Source organism: Inquilinus sp. OTU3971 (assembly GCF_038440215.1).
This window is the reverse complement of record NZ_JASATH010000016.1, coordinates 1-17,534: the sequence shown is the minus strand read 5'-3', so window position 1 is coordinate 17,534 and position 17,534 is coordinate 1. Positions and strand designations below refer to the sequence as shown.

Here is a 17,534-nt window from a genome sequence, read left to right as displayed (position 1 = left end):
CATGCCGCGCGAGCTCGTTGTCCTCCTCCTCACCGCAGGCTCGACCGTGCTTCTGCTCGGGCTCGGCCTGCGCGGCACGGTGGGCGAGGCGAGGCTGCGGCGACGGCTGACCGGGATCTCCGGCCGGTCCCATATCGGCGAGGTCGGCGCGGTTGGCTGGCTGAAGCCGTTCGAGCGGATCCTGGTCGGCGGCGGCAAGGATCGCGAGGAGATCCTGCAGTCCCTGCGTGCTGCCGGCTTCTACGACCCGCGCAGCCTGATCGTCTTTGCCGCCCTGCGCTTCGCCGCGGCGCTGGCTGCGATCGTCGCCGTCGCGCTGGCGCTGTGGCTGACGGGCCGCTGGTCCGGCCTGGCGCGCTTCTATCCGCTGGCCGCCGGCGGCATGGTCTATGTCGGCGCCAAGTTCGTGCTGCGCTCGCTGGCCGCGATGCGGCAGCGCCGGATCGGCGCCGAGCTGCCCTTCGCCCTCGACATCCTGCTGCTGATGCTGGAGAGCGGCGTCAGCCTCGACCAGTGCTTCCGCTCCCTGGCCCAGGCGGATGGAGGGTCGATGCCGCGGATCCACCAGTCGCTGCGCATCCTGGTCGATGACCTGCAGCGCGGCATGGGCTACGATCAGGCGCTGGACCGCTGGGCCGAGCGGCTGGCCGTCAACGGCACCCGCGAGGTCACCTCGCTGTTCAAGCAGACCCTGGTCTACGGCACCGAGCTGGGGCCGGCGCTGCGGGAATTCGTGCGCGAATTCTCCGACCGGCGGGTCTCGACCGCCCGCGAGAGCATCGGCCGCAAGACCACCCAGATGACCGTCGTCATGATCGTGTTTCTGATGCCGGCCCTGTTCATCGTGCTCACCGCGCCGGCCATCGTCTCCATTCTCAAGACCTTGTCGGGGCTGGGCCGATGATGCGGATGGCGCTTCGTCTCTCTGTGCTGGCGACGCTGCCCTGGCTGACGGCCTGCTCCAGCCTGTTCGGCGGCGACAGCCCGGCGCGGCGCGAGCCGTCTCCGGCCGACCAGCTGCCGCAGGCGGCGCCGCTCGACGCCGAGAATTCGCGCGACCTCTATCTCGGCATCGTCGACAAGCTGCGGCAGGGCGGCAAGTCGCGGGCCGCGCTGGCCTATCTCGACGATTACGACAACCGCCACCCTGGCGATCTCCGGGCGCAGGTGCTGCGGGCCGACGCGTTCCTTGATATCCAAGACTACGACCGGGCGGAAGGGATCTACCGCGAGCTTGTGAACGGCGACCAGGCGGCGGCGGCCTATGACGGGCTCGGCCGCGTCGCCGCCGGGCGCGGCGACTGGGCCAAGGCCCGGGCGCAGTTCCACGAGGCGGTGCGGCGCCAGCCGATCAACGTCAAATACCTGAACGACCTCGGCTTCGCCGAGATGCGCATCGCCTCCTATGACGAGGCGCTGTTCACGCTGCGCCAGGCCAGCGAGCTGGCGCCCGAGAACGCCCAGGTCCGCAACAACCTGATTCTCTGCCTCGACGTCGCCGGCCAGGGGGATGCGGCGAAGTCGATGATCGCCCGCATCGCCGACGCCAAGGAGCGGCGGGCGGTCGAGCAGATGATCAGGACCGCGCGCGGCCAGATCCGGGCGCCGACCACCGCCGGCACCAGCCCCGCGGCCGCCCCGCGGCGCCTGGCGCAAGCTTCGGAGACCCAGCCATGACCCGACCGGCCGCGACGAGAGCCCGGCTGCCGGCGCTGTGCGCCGCCCTTCTGTTGCTGCCGGTCGCCACGGCGGGGGCGCAGCAGACGCTGGTTCCAGCCCGGCCGGCGCAGCCCGACTGGTTCGAGTCCAATCGCACCCTGCAGGTGCTGCGGGCGCAGCAGCAATCGGTACCGCGCGGGGCGGGCCAGGGCGGCCTCGCCGCCGGCGAGGCGACGCAAATCTACCAGAACTACATGCAGGACATCGGCAAGCCGCTGCCGAGCGGGAACAGCCGATCCTATGGCGGGTCCGATTCCGGCTTCGGACCGGGCGGCATGACCGGATCATCGGGAGGGCAGCCATGAAGCCCGGCATCTTCGGCGACCGCGGCGCGATCGCGCCCTTTGCTGCCCTCATGCTGCTGCCGCTGATCGGCACCGCCGCTCTGGCGACCGATGTCGGCCTCTGGTACGCCCAGCGCCGCCACTTGCAGGCGGCCACCGACATGGCGGCGCTGTCGGCGGCGCAGAACCCGGCCAACGCCTCGGCGATCGCTGGCGATCTGTTGCAGCGCAACGGTTTCGATACCGAGGCGCTGGTGTCCACCACCCTCGGCACCTATTGCCCGGACGTCGCCATCTCGCCGCCGTCCGCCCGGTTTCTGCCGGGCCTCGCCACCTGCCCGGACGGGACCAGTCCGCCGGCGGAGAACGCGGTCATGGTATCGGCCCAGACGATCGTGCCGGGCGTGCTGTCCCGTGCCGTGCTGTCGGACGATGAGGGCAGCGGGCAGATCGGCGGGACACCGGGGGCCGATGACCCCAACCTGCACAAGGTCAGCGTCCAGGCCACCGCCGCGCGGATCGACGAGGCCGGCTTCCAGGCCGGAACCGGCCTGGTCGCGATCGACACCCAGAAGAGCGCGCTGCTCAACGCCGTCCTCGGCAATGTGCTGGGCACCCGGATCAACCTGACGGCGGTCCAGTACGAAGGGCTTCTGAACGCCGATATCGACGCGCTGACCTTCCTCGACGCGCTCGCGGTCAATATCGACGTCTCGGCCGGCACCTATGGCGGGCTGCTCGACGCCACGGTCGGCGTCGGCGATCTGCTGCAGGCAGCGATCGATGCGCTGAGCACGGCCGGCGCCGTCGCCGGCGTCACGATCGATGGCCTGGCGTCGCTGCAGGGGCAGATCGCCGGCAATCCGGAACTGACTGTCGGCGATCTGCTGGATCTCGGTGTTTGGAAGAACCTGCCGATCGGCGAGTCGAAGGCGCCCACGGCGCTGGCCGCCGACCTGAACGTCTTCCAGCTGGTCACCATGGCGATCCAGGTGGCCAACAAGCACAATGCGATCTACATCCCCGCGCTCGATGTCGGGCTGCCCGGAATCGCGTCGCTGCAGGTCACCGCGACAGTGATCGAGCCGCGCAAGTCGCCGCCCTTCGCCTTTGGGCCGAAAGGGATGACGGTTCACACGGCGCAGGTGCGGCTGCAGCTCAAACTGCAACTGCTGGATCTGTTCGGGCTGCTCGGCCAGGGCATCCAGCTGCCGCTCTATGTCGAAGCCGGCTACGGGGATGCGACGCTGAAGGACATCTCCTGCGGGCTTGAGCCGGCCAAAGACGCCACTGTGACCGTCGAGGCCAGAAGCGGCGTAGCCAAGGCTTTCATCGGTGTGTTGCCGCCCGATCTGATGACAAATTTCAGCCACGAGCTAACCGTTGAAGACTTCCAGCCCGCCGCGCTGGTGGATGTCAGCCTGCTGGGCCTGATCGGAATTGTCCGGGTCTCGGGCCGGGCCGGGGTCGATGTGGGCGGCGGCCCGTATCAGAAGTTGGTCTTCGATCGCGACGATATCGACGACCACGTGGCGCAATCAGTCGCCAGCGCCGGCATGATCGATAATCTGCTGGCCGAGCTCGGTGCCATCGACCCGGTCACCAAAGAGCCCGTGCTCAAGCTAAGCGCCTGCATCATCAGCCTCGGCGGATTCTGCCTGATTCCGGTCAAGCTGGACGCGGTCGGCAACACGGTCGGCGCTCTGCACCAGCTTCTCGACCCCGTGATCAACGGTCTTCTCGATCCGCTGGTCGACAATCTTCTCGCCGCCCTGGGCATCCGCCTGGGTGTCATGGATGTCGTCGTCACCGGGGTGCGCTGCGGCGTGCCCGTGCTGATCCGGTGATGAAGGCACCGCCGGCGGCGCCGGGGCCGCAGGCGGGGCGAAAATGATCCCGGTTGTTCAGGAGGTCACATCATGTTGCGGAAGATCTTTAACAAGACGCGCCAGATCGCTCGGGACGAGCAAGGCATTTCAGCCGTTGAATATGCCATCCTCGGAGCCTTGGTCGCGCTCGGGATTGCTACGGCGGCAACGGACCTGGCCGCAGACATCGGAACCGCCCTCAGCAATATCGGTGACAGGATCACCGGCACCGGCGGCACGGGCGGCACCAACTGATAGCCCGAGAGGCTCGTCACTCTCTTCAAGCGTTCATGGGAACAGCCATGATCATCTCTGCACGACGTGCAACCGGGGAGGCGGGCCGTAGGCGGCCCGCCTCGATTTCCGACGAGTCCGGGCTGGCTGCGGTCGAATTCGCCCTGGTCGCCCCAGTCTTCGTGATGCTGCTCTTCGGCATCATCATCTACGGCATCCACTTCGGCACCTGGCTCGCCGTCAACCAGGCCGCGACCGAAGGCGCGCGCGCCTCCGTCGCCGGGCTGGACAAAGGCGAACGGGAGACCCTGGCAAAGCAGACGGCCGAGGCGGTGCTTGCCGCCTACGGGCCGATCTTGGGTACGGCCGGTTGGGACGTAACAGCCACGCCGTCAACCTCGGATGAGCGCATGTTCGAGGTGACGGTGAGCTACGATCCGTCCAAGCCGGGAGGAAACGGCGGCTGGGGAGCGGACACGGATCTGGGCGAATTGCTGCCGCTGCCGACGAGCAGGCCGACGGCCACGGCGACTGTCTCCAACGGCGGATACTGATGGGCGGGCTGGATTTCATCTTCCTCGGCCTCCTGGTCCTGCTCCTGCTGCCGATCGTGCTGATCGATCTGCGCGAAAGCAGGATTCCGAATATCTGCAATCTGGCGCTGGCCGCGGGCGGGCTGGCCCAGGCCTTGGTCCGCAGCCCGACGCTCAAGACCCTCGGCCTCTCGCTCGGCGTCGCCGTACTCACCCTCGTTCTTCTGGCCGGCACGGCTTGGCTGATGCAGCGGATCAATCGGAATGCCCGGATCGGCTGGGGTGACCTGAAGTTCCTGACCGCCGCCAGCCTGTGGGTCGGGCTGCAGGGCAGCCTCGTGGTGCTGATCGTCGCCAGCCTGGTGGCGCTGCTGGCCACCCTGGCCATGGCGCCCTGGCGCGGCGTGAAGTGGCGCGAGATGCGGCCCTTCGGCCCGGCGCTCGCGGTCGGGCTTCTAGCCGTCACCGTCACGGTCTTCATCCGCAACGCGTGACATCGGCCGTATTTTGCGTGCCGCCGGTGTTGATCGGATCAAATCCCTTCATCTCGCATGATAATGGTGCTTAGCTCCCGCCATCCATAGCTGGGAGCCTGCCATGAGCACCGATGTGAATCGCCGGATCCTCCTGGCCGCGCGGCCGGTCGGAGAGCCGAAAGAGACTGATTTCCGCCTGGTCGAGGAGCCCGTGCCGGCGCCGGGGCCAGGTCAACTGCTGCTCCGCACCCTGTGGCTGTCGCTCGATCCCTATATGCGCGGCCGGATGAGCGATGCGAAATCCTACGCGGCGCCGGTCGAGATCGGCCAGGTCATGGTCGGCGGCGCGGTGAGCCGGGTCGTCGCCTCGAACCACCCCGGCTTCGCCCCGGGCGACATCGTCGAAGGCCGCATCGGCTGGCAGGACTATGCCCTGTCCGACGGCGCCGGGCTGCGCCAGGTCGACCCGGCGCTGGGGCCGATCTCGACCGCGGTCGGCGTGCTCGGCATGCCGGGGATGACCGCCTATACCGGCCTCCTCACCATCGGTCAGCCGAAGCCGGGCGAGACCGTGGTGGTCTCGGCCGCGTCCGGCGCCGTCGGATCGGCGGTCGGGCAGATCGCCAAGATCAAGGGCGCACGCGTCGTCGGCATCGCCGGCGGGGCCGAGAAGGGCGCCTACCTGACAAATGAGCTCGGCTTCGACGCCGCGGTCGACCACCGGGCGCCGGATTTCGCCGAGCGGCTGGGCGCCGCCGTGCCGGACGGGATCGACGTCTATTTCGAGAATGTCGGCGGCGCGGTGTGGGAGGCGGTATGGCCGCTGCTGAACCCCTTCGCCCGGGTCCCGGTCTGCGGCCTGATCGCCCAGTACAACGCCACCGGCCTGCCGGGCGGGCCGAACCAGGTCCCGGCGCTGATGCGCAGCGTGCTGTCAAAGCGGCTGACCCTGCGCGGCTTCATCGTCAGCGACTTCGCCGACCAGCACGCCGCCTTCCTGCGCGACGTCTCCGGCTGGATCCGCGACGGCAGGCTCCGCTACCGCGAGGATGTGGCCGAAGGCTTGGAGACCGCGCCCCGGACCTTCCTGCGGCTGTTCCGGGGCGAGAATTTCGGCAAGCTCCTGGTCAAGGTGGCGGAGTAGCGTCGGACATCACAGCAGCGTCCGCCCGGCCACGGCCATCAGGCCGATGCGGGTGATCGCGGCGTCGAAATTCGTGTCCAGCGGCAGGCCGAGGTCGCTGCGGGCGGAGTCGCTCAGCGTCTCCAGCCGCAGCCGGTTCTGCCGCGCGGCCGGCCGTGCCGGTCCGCCGGCGATGCGGCGCCAGATCCGCTCCAGCAGGCCGGCGGGGCGCTGACGCAGCGGCAGGCGCAGGACATGGGTGCTCATGACGATCTCCTGGAAGCCATGGAAAACGGGCAGGCGGCCGCCTTCGGCGCCGGCTGTGGGACCGTGTCGATACCGTATCGCCCGATGATCACCGGGCCGGTGGCGTCGGACACCGTGACCACGGTCTCGGCCGCGGCGCCGGGCCGGGCCCGGTACATCACCACCTCCGTCAGAACGGCCATCGGGTCCTCCATCTCCGGCCCCGGCGACCCGAGGCGATGGTGGAACACTACGCCACCCCTCCTGACATCATCCTGTCAGGAGAGATGGCCGAGCCGATGCATCGGACGGTCCCGAGTCGGAAGATGGGACTGAACGCAGACGTACGCCATTCGACAATATCGAAGATGGTCTGTACGATTCTGTTCAGGGCTGGCGCATGGGGCCGGCGCGCCGGTCTCGGCCTGATCTCAGCCGCGGCTGGCGATCAACGCGGCGGACCCCGCCATCATCGCGGCGGCGGAGCGGTTGGCCAGGCGCAGCCGGCGCGGCGACCGGAAGAAGCGGCGCGCGCGGGCCGCACCCAGCACATAGGCGGACTGAACGGCGAGGTCGATGCCGACCTGCACCGCGAACACCGCGGCGATGCCGGCCGCGTCCAGCGCGGCCAGGTCCAGCACCTGCGGCAGCACCGCGCCGAAGAACACCACCGCCTTCGGATTGCCGAGCGTCAGCGCGACCCCACCGAGAAAGCCGCCGGTCCGGCGCGGCGCCGCATCCGGCTCCGCCGCCGGGGCGCGCCACAGCTTCCAGGCCAGCACGGCGAGATAGACGATGCCGGCCCATTTCACCGCGACGAAGACCGGCTCATAGGCCAGGGCCAGCGCCGACAGGCCGAACACCGCGGCGGCCAGCCACAGCGCGTTGCCGGCGACCATGCCGAGCACGAAGGGCAGGGCCTCGCCGGCGTCGCGCGACAGCACCCGCGCCACCAGCGCCGTCTGCGCCGGGCCGGGGATCAGGGCGGCGAGGGCGACGGGCACGGCGAACAGGGCGAGGGCTGTCAGGGTGATCATGGCGGCAGCCTGTCGGGTGGTGGAAGGCTCATCCTAACCCGGTCCCTGTCGGTGGGGGAACTGCCCAGCCCGCCGCATGGCAGGCCGGCGTTCGAACCCCTGATTTCCGCCATGCTGTGCTGCTAGGGTGCCGCTCCAAGGGAGAGGCGCCGCGATGTACCAGGTTCCGATCCGGCCGGGCGAAAGCTGGATGCGCGCCCGGGTCCGGCGACATGTCCATGAGCTGCTGCGCCTGGCGCTGCCGGTCATCATCGCCCGCGCCGGCCTGATCCTGATGGCCTTGGTCGATACGCTCTTCGTCGGCCGATACGGCAGCACCGACCTGGCTCACCTGTCGATCGCCAACGCCCCGATCGGCAGCATGATCGGCACCGGCACCGGCCTGATCATCGGCACGCTGGTGATGACCGCCAACGCCCTGGGCCGCAACGCGCCAGCGGAGTGCGGCGCGGTCTGGCACCGGGCGCTGATCTATGGCGGCGGCATCGGCGTTGTCCTGATGATCCTGTGCCACTTCCTGGAGCCGCTGTTCGCCCTGACCGGCCAGACGCCGGAGATGTCGAGGGCGGGAGCAGAGATCGCGATCATCCTGGGCTGGGGCATGCCCGCGGCGCTGGTCTATTCCGTCACCGCCTTCTTCCTGGAAGGGCTGAAGCGGCCGATGCCCGGCATGATCGCGATGATCGTCGCCAACCTGCTGAACGCCCTGGTCAACTGGCTGCTGGTCTTCGGCACCTGGGGCTTTCCGGAGCTCGGGGCCGAAGGCGCCGCCTGGGCCAGCACCGCGTCGCGCATCTTCCTGGCCACCGCCCTGGTGATCTATGTCTGGCTGATGCCGGGCCACGCGGCCTTCGGCATCCGGCGCTGGCGCGGCTGGCGCTGGCGCGACTGGGCCAAGCAGCGCCAGCTCGGCTATGGCGGCGGCGCCAGCATCTTCATCGAATCGGGGGCCTTCGCGGCGCTGACCTTCTTCGCCGGCATCCTGGGCACCCTGCCGCTGGCCGCCTTCTCGATCGGCCTGAACCTGATCGCCCTGGTCTTCATGGTGGCGCTGGGGCTGGGGTCGGCCACCGCGGTGCGGGTGGGCGTCGCGCATGGCCGTCGCGACTTGAAGGACATGGTGTTGGCCGGCTGGGTCGGCCTCGGCGTCAACAGTGCCGTCATGGTGCTGCTGGGCGCCATGCTGTGGGTCTGGGCCGCTCCGATCGCCGAATCCTACACCACCGATCCGGCGCTGATCCCGCTGGTGGTGCCGGTGATCCTGGTGTCGACCTTCATCCTGATCGTCGACGGCGGCCAGGTGGTCGTGGCCAACGCGCTGCGCGGCCGCGGCGACGCGGTGGTGCCGACCTTCCTGCACACCGTCTCCTATGTCGTGATCATGGCGCCGCTGGGCTGGTTCCTGGGCATCCATCTCGGCCGCGGCGCCGTCGGCCTGTTCGAGGCGATCCTGATCGCCAGCGTGGTCTCCGTCGGCCTCCTGGCCGGCCGCTTCCACCTGCTGGCGCGCGGCGACGCCCGGGCTTCGGCGGCCGCCGGCGCGACCGCCTGAGGGCTGCTCCGGCGTGATTGTTCGCAGGTGCGGAAACGTGCTAGCGTCGCCGCGCCCGGCAGGCTGACCGGGCACGTCCTTTTGCCAGCCTGGACAGTGCCTTGACCGAACGTTCCGCCACGCCGCCCCACTTCGACATCACCCCGGTGACGATCGAGGAGGAGATGCGGCGCTCCTACCTCGATTACGCCATGAGCGTGATCGTCTCCCGCGCCCTGCCGGATGTGCGCGACGGCCTCAAGCCGGTGCACCGCCGCATCCTCTTCGCGATGAAGGAGGGCGGCTACGATTCGACCAAGCCGTTCAAGAAGTCGGCCCGCGTCGTCGGCGACGTCATGGGTAAGTATCACCCGCATGGCGACACGGCGATCTACGACGCCATGGTCCGCATGGCGCAGGACTTCTCGATGCGGCTGCCGCTGATCCAGGGGCAGGGCAATTTCGGCTCGATGGACGGCGACCCGCCGGCGGCGATGCGTTACACCGAAGCGCGCCTAGCCAAGGCCGCCGAGGCGATGCTGGACGACATCGACAAGGACACGGTCGACTTCCAGCCGAACTACGACGAGACCCAGTCCGAGCCGACGGTGCTGCCGTCGCGCTTCCCGAATCTGCTGGTCAACGGCGCCGGCGGCATCGCCGTCGGCATGGCCACCAACATCCCGCCGCACAATCTCGGCGAGGTGATCGACGCCTGCCTCGCCACCATCGAGAACCCGGCGATCACGATCGAGGAGCTGAACCAGATCGTGCCGGGGCCGGACTTCCCGACCGGCGCCATGATCCTCGGCCGCTCCGGCATCCGCTCGGCCGTCGCCACCGGCCGCGGCAGCGTGGTGATGCGGGCCCGGTCGAACATCGAGGAGATCCGCAAGGACCGCGAAGCGATCATCTTCACCGAGATCCCGTTCCAGGTGAACAAGTCGCGGCTGATGGAGCGCATCGCCGAGGTCGTCAACGAGAAGACGGTCGAGGGCATCTCCGAGCTGCGCGACGAGAGCGACCGCGACGGCGTCCGCATCGTCGTCGAGCTGAAGCGCGACGCCAGCGCCGACGTGGTGCTGAACCAGCTGTACCGCTCGACCCCGCTGCAGACCTCCTTCGGCGTCAACATGCTGGCGCTGCACGGCGGCCGGCCCGAGCTGCTGAACCTGAAGCAGATCATCGACGCCTTCGTCGCCTTCCGCGAGGAGGTGATCACCCGGCGCACCCGCTATCTGCTGGCCCGTGCCCGCGAGCGTGCCCATCTCCTGGTCGGCCTCGCCACCGCGGTCGTCAACATCGACGACGTGATCGAGCTGATCCGCCGCGCGCCCGACCCGCAGACGGCGCGCGAGGAGCTGATGGCCACGGCCTGGCCGGCCGGCGACATCGCGCCGCTGATCGCGCTGGTCGACGAACCCGGCCGCCCGCTGGCCGAGGACGGCACCTACCGCCTGTCCGAGGCCCAGGCCCGCGCCATCCTCGACCTGCGCCTGCACCGCCTGACCGGGCTGGAGCGGGACAAGATCGGCGACGACCTGCGCGCCATCGTCGCCGAGATCCAGGAATACCTCACGATCCTGGCGAGTCGCGAGAAGCTCTTGGAGATCCTGCGCGGCGAGCTGGTCGAGATGAAGGACCAGTTCGCCACCCCGCGCAAGACCGAGATCCTCGACCTCGAATTCGAGGCCGACATCGAGGACCTGATCCAGCGCGAGGACATGGTCGTCACCGTCTCCAACGGCGGCTACATCAAGCGCGTGCCGCTGTCGACCTACCGGGCGCAGCGCCGCGGCGGCAAGGGCCGCAGCGGCATGGCGACGAAGGAGGAGGATTTCGTCTCCGACCTGTTCGTCGCCAACACCCACACGCCGATGCTGTTCTTCTCCAGCCGCGGCATCGTCTACAAGCTCAAGGTCTACCGCCTGCCGATCGGCACGCCGCAGTCGCGCGGCAAGGCGATGGTCAACATGCTGCCGCTGCAGCAGGGCGAGACCATCTCCACCGTCATGCCGCTGCCGGAGGACGAGAGCACCTGGGACCAGCTCTACGTCATGTTCGCCACCGCCAGCGGCGGGGTGCGCCGCAACAGCCTGGCCGACTTCACCAGCATCAATCGCAACGGCAAGATCGCGATGAAGCTGGACGACGGCGACAGCCTGATCGGCGTCAAGGTCTGCCGCGACGACCAGGACGTGCTGCTGGCGACCCATGTCGGCATGTGCATCCGCTTCCCGGTCACCGACGTCCGCGTCTTCAAGAGCCGCGATTCGGACGGTGTGCGCGGCATCCGCCTTGGTGAGGATGACCACGTCATCTCGATCTCGATCCTGCACCATCTCGACGCCACGCCGGACGAGCGCGCCAACTACCTGCGCATGGCCAATGCGCTGCGCCGCGCCGAGGGCGAGGAGACCGACGGCGAGGACAGCGAGACGGTGGAGGAGCACGACCTCGACCCGGCCCGCTTCGCCGAGCTCGAGGCCGTCGAGGAGTTCATCCTGACGGTCAGCGAGGAAGGCTTCGGCAAGCTCAGCTCCGCCTATGGCTACCGGATCACCGGCCGCGGCGGCAAGGGCATCTGGACCATGGCGATGGGCGAGAAGAACACCGCCGTGACCGCCTGCTTCCCGATCTCGCCGAACCAGGAGATCATCCTGGTCACCGATGGCGGCCAGCTGATCCGCTGCCCGGTCGCGGATGTGCGGATCGCCGCCCGCAAGACCATGGGCGTGCGGCTGTTCAACGTCGCCGAGGGCGAGCATGTCGTTTCCGTCGCCTCGGTGCCGGAGGAGAACGGCGACGGCGGCGAGGGCGATGCGGCCGAGGACGAAGCGTCCGGCGAGGCCGCAGACGAGCAACCGGACGGCGCCGCGTCGGGCGGCGACGGCGCATAAGGAAAGCCGCACGGATGTCCAAGGGGCGCATCGGGGTCTATCCCGGCACCTTCGATCCCATCACCAAGGGCCATATGGACATCATCCAGCGGGCGACGCGGATCGTCGACCATCTGGTCGTCGCCGTGGCCCGCAACGATGGCAAGGGCCCGCTGTTCTCGACCGATGAGCGGGTGGAACTGGTGCGGGCCGACGTCGCGCCCCTGGTGGCCCAGGGGATCTCGATCGAGGTCCGCTCCTTCGACGTGCTGCTGATGCACTTCGCCGCCTCGGTCGGCGCCACCACGGTGGTGCGCGGCCTGCGCGCCGTCTCGGATTTCGAGTACGAGTTCCAGATGGCCGGCATGAACGCCAAGATCAATCCGGTGATCGAGACGGTGTTCCTGATGGCGTCGGACCGCTATCAGTTCATCTCCTCGCGCTTCGTCAAGGAGATCGGCCGGCTGGGCGGCGACATCGCCCCCTTCGTCAGCCCGCTGGTGGCCAAGCGCCTGAACGAGCAGTTCGCCCGCAAGGGGATGGTCGCGGATTAGGATCGAGCCTGTACCGGCTCGTCCGGCTTCTGGGCACAGGCGGCCCGCGGGATGTAACGAAGCTCACACTTTGCGGGTCGCAGGTGTTGACCGTCGGGCGGTGCCTCCCTAATGTGCGGCCCGCTCGCCCGGGGACAGCCCGGGCCGGCAGTGTGAGCCGGTAGCTCAGTCGGTAGAGCAGAGGCCTTTTAAGCCCCTGGTCGTGGGTTCGAGTCCCACCCGGCTCACCATCCTTCATGCTAAATAGTTGATTTGTAACAGGGTTTGTGGATCTGGCCGGCGAGGTTTGTAACTCCTTGTCCGCCAGATGTTCGGTCATCTTGATCACGGCGGCCTTCGCGAGGAGCTTCTGCCGAGCTGCGGCCACGTAGCGCTCGACCTCCTTGATCGACTTGTGGCCGGTGATCGACAGGATCTCCATCGTGCTGCAGCCGGCTTCAGCGAGTCGGCGTGCGGCTGCCTTCCGGAGGCCGTGGAGGACGCAGCGATCCGGCACGCTCGAGGTGCCGATCTTGTCGGCCATCCAGTTGCCGAAGCCGTTCGATGTGAACGGGTGTCCGTACTGTGTGGTGAGGATCACGCCGTGGCGGCGCGGCGTGGCCTGAAGCGCTTCCTGGAGATGGGGATGGACCGGTATGACGATGCTCTCATCCTTGGCCTCCTGGTCCGTCTTCTTCTGTGCGAGGGTGATCGTGCAGGTTGTTTCGCTGTAGTCGCTCCACCGCATCTTCACGATGTCGCTCTTGCGCTGGCCGGTATAGAGAGCAAGGACGAACGCGGTCCGCTCCATCGTCCCGACCGGCCAGCGCTGTTCGTAGGCCGCCAGCTCCTCCTCGGTCCAGGTGTGGAAGGTGCCGGACGGGAAGAACGCGATTTCCTGCGTCGGATCGTCCGTTCGCCACTTCAAGCGAATCGCCAGCTTCATCAGGGCACGGAGACGCTTCAGCAGATTGTTCGCGGCAGCCGGTGTCTCGGATTTCCTGGAGATGATCTTCTCGGCGTCCTCGTAGCGCATCTGGGCCACGAGCCGGTGGCCGTGCTCTTTGAGGAAGGCGTCGATGATCCCGCGGGGCTTGTCACGTTCGTGGCCTTGCGAAGGGCCGGCGAGCGGCGTAGCGGAGGCCATGATCCCACCTGACTATGCCGGTTATCGCTTTCCATCCGACGTGATCCAACGCGCCGTCTGGATGTACCTCCGCTTCACGCTGAGCTACCGCGACGTCGAGGACCTGCTCGCCGAACGCGGGATCGAGGTGTCGTACGAGACAAGCCCCCATCGACCATGGCAACCGCTCGCGGTTTACCTTTCGCCGGCCATGGGACGACCGTCCCGTGGCGCCGCGTTAAAAGGAGAGAGTCTCCTCGACCAATATAGGCTAACCTCCCGGCGGGGTCCAAAATCCCAGCCCCCTCTGCATTCGGCGGGGGCTGTCGGCGTCGAACCGAAGCACCCGTCGATGGGGCTCGACGCCGCTGCGGCAAGGGGTTCGGTATGACGTGGCGCAGTCGTCCGGTCCGCTGGGCTGTCGTGCTGGGCATCGCCGGGCTGACCACGCTGCTCGCCCTGGGCGGCTTCGTTGTCGAACGCTACATCCAGGGCAGTTTCGCGGCGCGCCGATCGACCGACCACAGCTACGCGGTGATCCTGGCCATCCAGGATTTGCGCATCTCCGTCGCGCGGGGCCAGTCGGCCCTCCGCGCCTATGTCATCGTCCTGGACGCCTCCCAGGCGGAGTTCGCCCGGACGGCAAAGGAGGACGCCAGGACGGCCCTCGGCCGTTTGCGCGATCTCGTCGCCGACAACCCGACCCAGTCGCAGCGTCTCGCCGACCTCACCCGGCAGCTGGACGTCGTGTTCGCTGGGCACGACGAGGTCCTCCGCCTCATGCAGCGCGGCGCTGCAGGCGAGGTTCGCTCAGCGGTTGCCGCTCAGATCGACCTCGCCCCGCAAATGCGTCAGTCGGTCCGTGAGATCACGGACGAGGAAACACGGCTCCTCGCCCAGCGCGACGTGGACGCAGCCGCCGCGATGAAACGCCTTGCGATTCTTCTGGTTGTCATCTTCGCTGCTGCGGTCGGATGCGCTCTCGTCGCGGTCCTCGCGCTCGTCTGGCAGCTTCGTGCCGGGGCGCGCCGTTACGCCGAGCTTGAACACGCGAAGCAGGAGACGGACGCCGCAAACCGGGCGCTCGGCGAGAGCGAGCGCCGGCTCGAGACGATTCTGGACAATGCCGGCGACGCGATTCTCGTCGTTGACGGGACCGGTCTCGTCCAGGTGGCCAACCCCGCCTGCGGCCACTTGTTCGGCGTCGATCCCTCCGCCCTGCTGGCGCGACCGATCGCCGACCTCATCCCCGGGACCTCCGCCGAATCCGGTCGCCCGGACCAGATCGTCCAGGGGAAGCGATCCGACGGCAGCCTGTTCCCAGCCGAATTCTCGCGCGGCACGCTGTCGATGGACGGGGCAGAGGCCACCGTCTACGTGCTGCGGGACGCCACCGAGCGGCAGCGTCTCGATGCGCTGAAGAGCGAATTCGTCTCGACCGTCAGCCACGAGCTGCGTACGCCCCTGACCTCGATCCGCGGTTCGCTCGGGCTGATCGTCGCCGGCGCGGCGGGGGTGCTGCCGGACAAGGCAAAGGCGCTCCTGGACATCGCCCATAAGAACAGCGAGCGCCTGGTCGGGCTGGTCAACGACATCCTCGATATCGAGAAGATCGAGTCCGGGCGGATGGAGCTTCGGCGCGACCGGCTGGAGGTCGGGTCCCTGCTCGACCAAGCGATCGACATGAACCAAGCCTACGCGGCACAGCACGAGGTCGAGTACTGGGTGTCGGCCCGGCCGGAGATGCAGGTGCCGGTGATGGGCGACGCCGACCGGCTGATCCAGGTGCTGACCAACCTGTTGTCGAATGCGGCCAAGTTCTCCCCGCCCGGCGCCGTGGTGGATGTCGCGTTCGATGTGATCGGTTCTCGTGTCCGAATCAGCGTGCGCGACCACGGCGCCGGCATACCGGAGGCATTCCGCGGCCGGATATTCCAGCGCTTCGCCCAGGCCGACTCCAGCGACGCGCGACAGAAGGGCGGCACCGGCCTCGGCCTGTCGATCACCAAGGCGATCGTCGAGCGCCACGGCGGCCAGATCGGCTTCGAGGCGGCCGAGGGCGGCGGCACCCGCTTCTGGTTCACCCTTCCGCTGCTGGCTGGGGCACCGGCAGACGCACCCGCCGGCGACGCCCAACGCCGGGTGCTGGTGTGCGAGGACGACCCGGACGTGGCGACGCTGATCGCAATGATGATCGAGCAGGACGGCTGGGGGGTCGACATTGCCCACGACGCCGAGACGGCGCTGGCGAAGGCCCGCGCCCGGCGATACGACGCGATGACGATCGACCTGCTGCTGCCGGGCATGGACGGAATCGCCCTGATCCGCAATCTGCGTACCGACCCGACGACGGCGGAGCTGCCGATCGTGGTCGTCTCGGCCGTCGCAGAGGACGGCAGGCGGGTGCTGAACGGCGGCGCGGTCCACATCGTCGACTGGCTGAACAAGCCGATCGAGCAACTGCGGCTGCGGGCGGCCCTGCGCCAAGCCGGGCTGCGCCGCCGCAACGGCCGCGCCCGCATCCTGCATGTCGAGGATGACGACGACGTGATCGCGGTGGTCGGCGCCATCGTCCGCGATGAGGCGGAGATCATCCCCGCGCGGTCGCTCAAGGAGGGCCAGCAGAGACTGGCGGAAGGACACTATGACCTGGTGATCATCGATGTCGGGCTGCCCGACGGCTCCGGCCTCGACCTCCTGGAGACGATCAACGCCCGCACGCCGCGGGAGCCGGTGCTGATCTTCTCGGCCCAGGACACCAGCGGCGCACTCGCCAGCGCGGTCTCGGCGTCGCTGGTGAAGAGCCGCACCGACAACGAGCAGTTGCATCGGACCATCACCGGCCTGATCGACGGGTTGATCCAGGACCAGCAGGAGGCCCCCCGCCATGCCCGATGAGCTGCTGGCCAGCATCCTCCATGTCGAGGACGATTCCGACATCAGCTCAGTCGCCGGCTAATACCCGGCTAACCTCCGGGTGATGTCCAAGATCCCAGCCTCCTCTCGCCGCATTCCGTTCACTCCGCAGAGCGGGCGGGCGAAATCGATTCGCGGCATGATCCAGCTATGTCGCTCCTTCGTTCCCAGATGTCGGACATCTACGCACAGTTCTTGTAACGACCCCTATTTGAGCGGTTCACAGATCCATTCGGTGGCGCTGGCGTTGCGGATGGCCGCAATCAAGCAATTTAACGTCGGTGCGCCCATAATCGCGCTGGATGACATCGTCACCTCCTACGATGGCGATCATCGGCGGACCATTGCCGGGCTCATCGCCACCATGTTTGGCGACTGCCAGATTCTGATCACCACACACGACGAGCGCTTCTTCAATTATTTGAAGGATCAGCTCGAGGCGAAAGCGTGGCACTTCACCCGGTCAATGGCCTCGATCCGGCCTACGGGCCGCGTTTCGCTGATCACGAGGTCAGCGATGAGATGATTGAGGCGCGCTGGGCGGCGGGCCAGTCGGCGGCCAACGAGATGTGCCAGGCCGAGGAGGAATGGCTTCTCGGCATCGGTCGGGATATCGGGGTCAGCGTCCGCATCCGACCGCTGGAAAGGGCGTATTCCTACGAGCGTAGCGAGTTGGCCTCGGCGCTCGCCGGCCTGCTCAAGGATGCCAAGCTGGTGCCGGCGCTGGTGCCTGGCGTCAACAACCGCTTCCTCGACAGTTTGGTGAAGGGAGTGATCGAGAATTTCGGCAGCCACTTCCAGGACGGGCCCTATGGCGACGGTTCGATTGGTGACGAGAAGGCGCGCTGGGAGGAGTTCAAGACTTTCCGCGATCAGTTCGCCTGCAAGAAGTGCAGTCGAACGAAGTTCCAGCGGCCCGTTACTCTCAAAAGGCCAGTATGTGCGTATGATGGCTGTGAGGCGCAGTTCGACTTTGCAGCAGCGCCGGCAGGGCCGGCTTGAATGGGAGGGCGTGCGAAACCCGTAGAT

Annotated in this window: 17 protein-coding genes, 1 tRNA gene and 2 pseudogenes; 16 read left to right on the top strand and 4 right to left on the bottom strand. The window is 68.0% G+C overall.

From position 1 onward, the window contains the following. Position 1 precedes the first annotated feature (1 nt). The 8 genes from AAHM41_RS06260 (at position 2) to AAHM41_RS06225 (ending at position 6,258) form a co-directional block, all read left to right on the top strand. Entirely contained in the window at positions 2–904 is a 903-nt protein-coding gene (locus tag AAHM41_RS06260; RefSeq protein ID WP_342235661.1) for a type II secretion system F family protein, read from the top strand. 5 nt (positions 905–909) lie between these two features. Further along, positions 910–1,677, top strand: coding sequence for a tetratricopeptide repeat protein (locus tag AAHM41_RS06255; RefSeq protein ID WP_342235660.1), 768 nt, complete (start codon positions 910–912; stop codon positions 1,675–1,677). After that, positions 1,674–2,024 carry a hypothetical protein gene (locus AAHM41_RS06250; RefSeq protein ID WP_342235659.1) on the top strand — a complete coding sequence of 117 codons (351 nt, stop codon included), beginning with the start codon at positions 1,674–1,676 and terminating at the stop codon, positions 2,022–2,024. The genes AAHM41_RS06255 and AAHM41_RS06250 overlap by 4 nt, the downstream gene beginning before the upstream one ends. Continuing rightward, entirely contained in the window at positions 2,021–3,850 is a 1,830-nt protein-coding gene (locus tag AAHM41_RS06245; protein ID WP_342235658.1) for a pilus assembly protein TadG-related protein, read from the top strand. Before AAHM41_RS06250 ends, AAHM41_RS06245 begins: the two co-directional genes overlap by 4 nt. Positions 3,851–3,922: 72 nt before the next feature. Continuing rightward, positions 3,923–4,126, top strand: a complete 204-nt coding sequence (locus AAHM41_RS06240) for a Flp family type IVb pilin (RefSeq protein WP_342235657.1) — start codon at positions 3,923–3,925, stop codon at positions 4,124–4,126. Positions 4,127–4,173: 47 nt separating this feature from the next. Then, positions 4,174–4,659: a TadE/TadG family type IV pilus assembly protein gene (locus AAHM41_RS06235; protein ID WP_342235656.1), complete on the top strand. Its 486-nt coding sequence runs from the start codon at positions 4,174–4,176 to the stop codon at positions 4,657–4,659. Next, a complete protein-coding gene (locus AAHM41_RS06230) occupies positions 4,659–5,132 on the top strand; it encodes an A24 family peptidase (protein ID WP_342235655.1) in 474 nt (157 codons plus the stop codon). The genes AAHM41_RS06235 and AAHM41_RS06230 overlap by 1 nt, the downstream gene beginning before the upstream one ends. A gap of 103 nt (positions 5,133–5,235) precedes the next feature. Next, a complete protein-coding gene (locus AAHM41_RS06225; protein WP_342235654.1) occupies positions 5,236–6,258 on the top strand; it encodes an NADP-dependent oxidoreductase in 1,023 nt (340 codons plus the stop codon). A gap of 9 nt (positions 6,259–6,267) precedes the next feature. Here AAHM41_RS06225 and AAHM41_RS06220 read toward each other — a convergent pair whose 3' ends face one another. From AAHM41_RS06220 to AAHM41_RS06210, 3 genes are all read right to left on the bottom strand, one after another. Further along, positions 6,268–6,504, bottom strand: coding sequence for a hypothetical protein (locus AAHM41_RS06220; protein ID WP_342235653.1), 237 nt, complete (start codon positions 6,502–6,504; stop codon positions 6,268–6,270). Then, the gene (locus tag AAHM41_RS06215; protein ID WP_342235652.1) at positions 6,501–6,686 is read right to left on the bottom strand and encodes a hypothetical protein; all 186 of its coding nucleotides are present in this window, start codon (positions 6,684–6,686) and stop codon (positions 6,501–6,503) included. The genes AAHM41_RS06220 and AAHM41_RS06215 overlap by 4 nt, the downstream gene beginning before the upstream one ends. 228 nt (positions 6,687–6,914) lie before the next feature. Then, on the bottom strand, positions 6,915–7,520 hold the full coding sequence (locus tag AAHM41_RS06210; protein WP_342235651.1) for a LysE family translocator: 606 nt from the start codon (positions 7,518–7,520) through the stop codon (positions 6,915–6,917). 154 nt (positions 7,521–7,674) lie between these two features. On the opposite strand from AAHM41_RS06210, the gene AAHM41_RS06205 reads away from it, so the two are divergent. The 4 genes from AAHM41_RS06205 to AAHM41_RS06190 all read left to right on the top strand — a co-directional run bounded on the left by AAHM41_RS06205 (position 7,675) and on the right by AAHM41_RS06190 (position 12,714). Continuing rightward, positions 7,675–9,072: an MATE family efflux transporter gene (locus AAHM41_RS06205; RefSeq protein WP_342235650.1), complete on the top strand. Its 1,398-nt coding sequence runs from the start codon at positions 7,675–7,677 to the stop codon at positions 9,070–9,072. Between the two features lie 164 nt (positions 9,073–9,236). After that, entirely contained in the window at positions 9,237–11,951 is a 2,715-nt protein-coding gene (gene gyrA, locus AAHM41_RS06200; RefSeq protein WP_446719432.1) for a DNA gyrase subunit A, read from the top strand. A gap of 14 nt (positions 11,952–11,965) precedes the next feature. Further along, the gene (coaD, locus tag AAHM41_RS06195; protein ID WP_342235648.1) at positions 11,966–12,484 is read left to right on the top strand and encodes a pantetheine-phosphate adenylyltransferase; all 519 of its coding nucleotides are present in this window, start codon (positions 11,966–11,968) and stop codon (positions 12,482–12,484) included. 154 nt (positions 12,485–12,638) lie between these two features. Beyond that, positions 12,639–12,714 (top strand) — tRNA-Lys (locus AAHM41_RS06190). 182 nt (positions 12,715–12,896) lie between these two features. Here AAHM41_RS06190 and AAHM41_RS40590 read toward each other — a convergent pair. Beyond that, positions 12,897–13,274 (bottom strand): annotated as a pseudogene (locus AAHM41_RS40590) (tyrosine-type recombinase/integrase); the annotation flags it as partial. A gap of 334 nt (positions 13,275–13,608) precedes the next feature. On the opposite strand from AAHM41_RS40590, the pseudogene AAHM41_RS06180 reads away from it, so the two are divergent. The 4 genes and pseudogenes from AAHM41_RS06180 to AAHM41_RS06165 all read left to right on the top strand — a co-directional run. Next, positions 13,609–13,752: pseudogene (locus tag AAHM41_RS06180) on the top strand (IS6 family transposase); the annotation flags it as partial. Between the two features lie 224 nt (positions 13,753–13,976). Then, positions 13,977–16,487, top strand: coding sequence for a response regulator (locus tag AAHM41_RS06175; protein ID WP_342235646.1), 2,511 nt, complete (start codon positions 13,977–13,979; stop codon positions 16,485–16,487). A 229-nt stretch (positions 16,488–16,716) separates the two neighbouring features. Beyond that, on the top strand, positions 16,717–17,031 hold the full coding sequence (locus AAHM41_RS06170) for a hypothetical protein (protein WP_342235645.1): 315 nt from the start codon (positions 16,717–16,719) through the stop codon (positions 17,029–17,031). Then, complete coding sequence (locus AAHM41_RS06165; RefSeq protein WP_342235644.1) at positions 16,953–17,507, top strand: hypothetical protein; 555 nt, start codon at positions 16,953–16,955, stop codon at positions 17,505–17,507. The genes AAHM41_RS06170 and AAHM41_RS06165 overlap by 79 nt, the downstream gene beginning before the upstream one ends. Positions 17,508–17,534 lie beyond the last annotated feature (27 nt).